Annotated in this window: 3 protein-coding genes; 2 read left to right on the top strand and 1 reads right to left on the bottom strand. The window is 41.7% G+C overall.

What is annotated here, in order from left to right; genetic code table 11:
- On the bottom strand, positions 1 to 1,364 hold a 1,364-nt coding region (locus PX636_RS05445), incomplete at its 3' end, for a histidine kinase dimerization/phospho-acceptor domain-containing protein (protein WP_288116428.1).
- Positions 1,365 to 1,455: 91 nt separating this feature from the next.
- Here PX636_RS05445 and PX636_RS05440 point away from each other — a divergent pair.
- Positions 1,456 to 2,136, top strand: coding sequence for a RibD family protein (locus tag PX636_RS05440; protein WP_002760143.1), 681 nt, complete (start codon positions 1,456 to 1,458; stop codon positions 2,134 to 2,136).
- Positions 2,137 to 2,172: 36 nt separating this feature from the next.
- Positions 2,173 to 2,710, top strand: a 538-nt coding sequence (locus PX636_RS05435; protein WP_288116427.1) for a peptidogalycan biosysnthesis protein, incomplete at its 3' end; no start/stop codon positions are given.

Raw genomic sequence — 2,710 nt, 5'->3', positions numbered from 1 at the left:
ATACTGAGAATATCATCAATAATTTCCAAAAGATGTACAGCTGCATTATCCGCTTGTTGCAGATATTCTTTTTCCTCCTGCTCACTATTACAAAATCCATCCATAACGCAACGAATTGAGCCAATAATACCATTGAGAGGGGTGCGTAATTCGTGGGAAGTATTGGCCAAAAATTGGTTTTTTAATTGATTAGCATTTTCCGCTTCTTGCCAACTCTTAACTATTTCCTCTCCCCAAAGGCGTAAACGTTCGAGCATTTCTTCTAAGGCCGAGGCTAACTGATTAATTTCTCGAATATTAAAGTTCTGTGGTGTAATATTTTGTGAAGGAATTTTATGAATATTTAAAGCATAATCTCGCAGTTTTTCTAAAGGTCTAGCTAAATCCCTGGCAATCAGTACAATAGCTACTAAATAAGCTAATAATAAACCAGAAATCAGATAAAAAATTGCCTCCCAAATTTGTTGCAGAGGAGCCAGAGCTTGGGAGAGGGGACTAATGGCTAAAACTATCCATTTTTGGGATGATTCTCCCGTAACTGGACTGGGGAGGGAACTATAACCAGCGACTAATTCTTTGCCATCTTTCTCGAAAGAAAATAAATGGAGAAATCTCTGTTGACCTCTAACAGCATTACCGATGATTAGATTGAGGCGTTCAGCATCAGCTTCTTGACTGATATGGCTACCAATGCGATCAAAATAGGGATGAGCGAGAATAATGCCATTTTCAGAAATAACCACGGGATAACCTGACAAAGAACCGGGTAAAACCTTCTCACGGTAAAGTAGAGAAGTTTGCAGAATCAGACTAGATTGTAATTGTCCTTGATTATCGTAGATAGGAACAGCAAAAACTAATTCTAATTGACGATTATTATTGGGAGATTTGGTTAAAAGTTGTCGAGGTAAACTTCTAACTAAAACATTCTCGATATTCCCAGCAGAGCTAGTCCGTTTTTCTGTCCATCTTTCCAGGGGCAAAACTTTGATAATTTCTGGTTCACAGGCTCGATTTAATAAAGGTTTCTTGGTCTTAATATCAATTAATTCCACACAGTTAATCTGATTAGGAAGCTGCGCCGTGAATTGTTGTAAAAAAGTTTCTTTTTCGGCTAAGGTTCCCTGTTTTAAAACCAGACTTTCGCCCGCAGTGATAAGATTGGCCTGCAAAAATTGAATTGATTGATCAATATTGTCTGCTTTTCTGATGGCACTTTCGGTGAGATTTTGACGGGCCGTTTCCAAAAAAGCCGATCGCGCCTTACGATAGGTGACATAAACTCCCATTAGTAGTACAGGTACACTGACCAAGAGTAAGCGAGAGAGCAGAATACGACGAAAGGAGGATTGACCGATAGACATGGGCAGAAATTGGTTTGATTCTGGCTATCAAACTCCAGACTATACTAGCCTATTCACCAATCGAACCAGGTGATATCCCTGATCATTTGCCATGAATTGTCCTCACACCACCGTTATTTTAGCCATGAGTGCCGATGGTAAAATTGCCGACGCCTACCAGTCAGCGGCCAGATTTGCCTCTGCCACCGATAAAATGCGTCTAGAACAACATTTATCGCGCATGGATGCCGCTTTATTCGGTGCTAACACCCTGCGCGCTTATCACACCAGTCTTCCTATCCGTCATGCCGATTTTCTCGCATACCGTCAACAACGGGGATTATCTCCCCAGCCGATACAGATCGTTTGTTCTCATTCAGGCCAGCTTGATCCCCGGATGAAATTTTTTCAGCAGCCTTTCCCGCGCTGGTTAATCACGGCAGCGGAAAAAGTGGCGGCATGGGAAAATCGGGGTTTATTTGAGCTTGTCTTAGTCTGCGGTGATTGGAAGGCTATTTTTAGTCAATTTACCACCCTAGGTATCAAAAAGCTGGCGATTCTGGGAGGAGGTGAATTAATTGCCTCTCTTTTAGCTGAAGATTTAATCGATGAAATCCATCTAACCATTTGTCCGTTGCTGTTAGGAGGCAATAAAGCGGCAACTCCCCTGGGAGGAACCGGATTTATGGCTGATTCTGCCAGAAAATTACGACTTTTGAGCGTGGAAACCGTGCAAGAAGAAATTTTCCTACATTATTCCCTTGAACGAGATTCCCACAAATCTCAAAACTAGATTACCTTAAATAAAAAGGTTGACTTATCTTGTCCCATGGTAGAACAGCTTAAACCACAATATTCTGTCGCTTGGATTGATAAAATGAGTGAGATTCCCCAACAAAAATGGGATGCTCTCGCTCAACCCCTAACTACTCCCTTTCTAGAGTGGGAATGGTTACATAATATCGAAACTTCTGGCAGCGCCACGGGACGCACGGGGTGGCAACCTGCTCATCTAACAGTTTGGCGCGGTGCTGAGTTAATTGCCGCCGCTCCTTTGTATATTAAAAGTCATAGTTACGGTGAATTTGTCTTTGACCATCAATGGGCAGATCTTTCCCATCGTTTAGGGATTGGATACTATCCGAAACTGTTAGGAATGACCCCTTTTACTCCGGCGGTGGGTTATCGTTTTTTAATTGCTCCGGGGGAAAATGAACTGGAAATTACTGCTTTAATGATAGCGGCGATCGATCATTTTTGTGACCAAAATCATCTGTCGGGTTGTCATTTTCTTTTTGTGGATCCCCAATGGCGAATTTTAATGGAAAATTTTGGCTTTACTCCCTGGTTACATCATAGTTATATTT

This window comes from Microcystis sp. M53598_WE2 (assembly GCF_030067735.1).
GTDB lineage: Bacteria > Cyanobacteriota > Cyanobacteriia > Cyanobacteriales > Microcystaceae > Microcystis > Microcystis aeruginosa.
The sequence above is the reverse complement of the archived record's forward strand: the minus strand, read 5'-3'. Positions and strand labels throughout refer to the sequence as shown.

Bases quoted from the DNA above. Each gene is read 5' to 3' on its own strand.
- PX636_RS05440 (WP_002760143.1), top strand. From the start codon at position 1,456: ATGAATTGTCCTCACACCACCGTTATTTTAGCCATGAGTGCCGATGGT.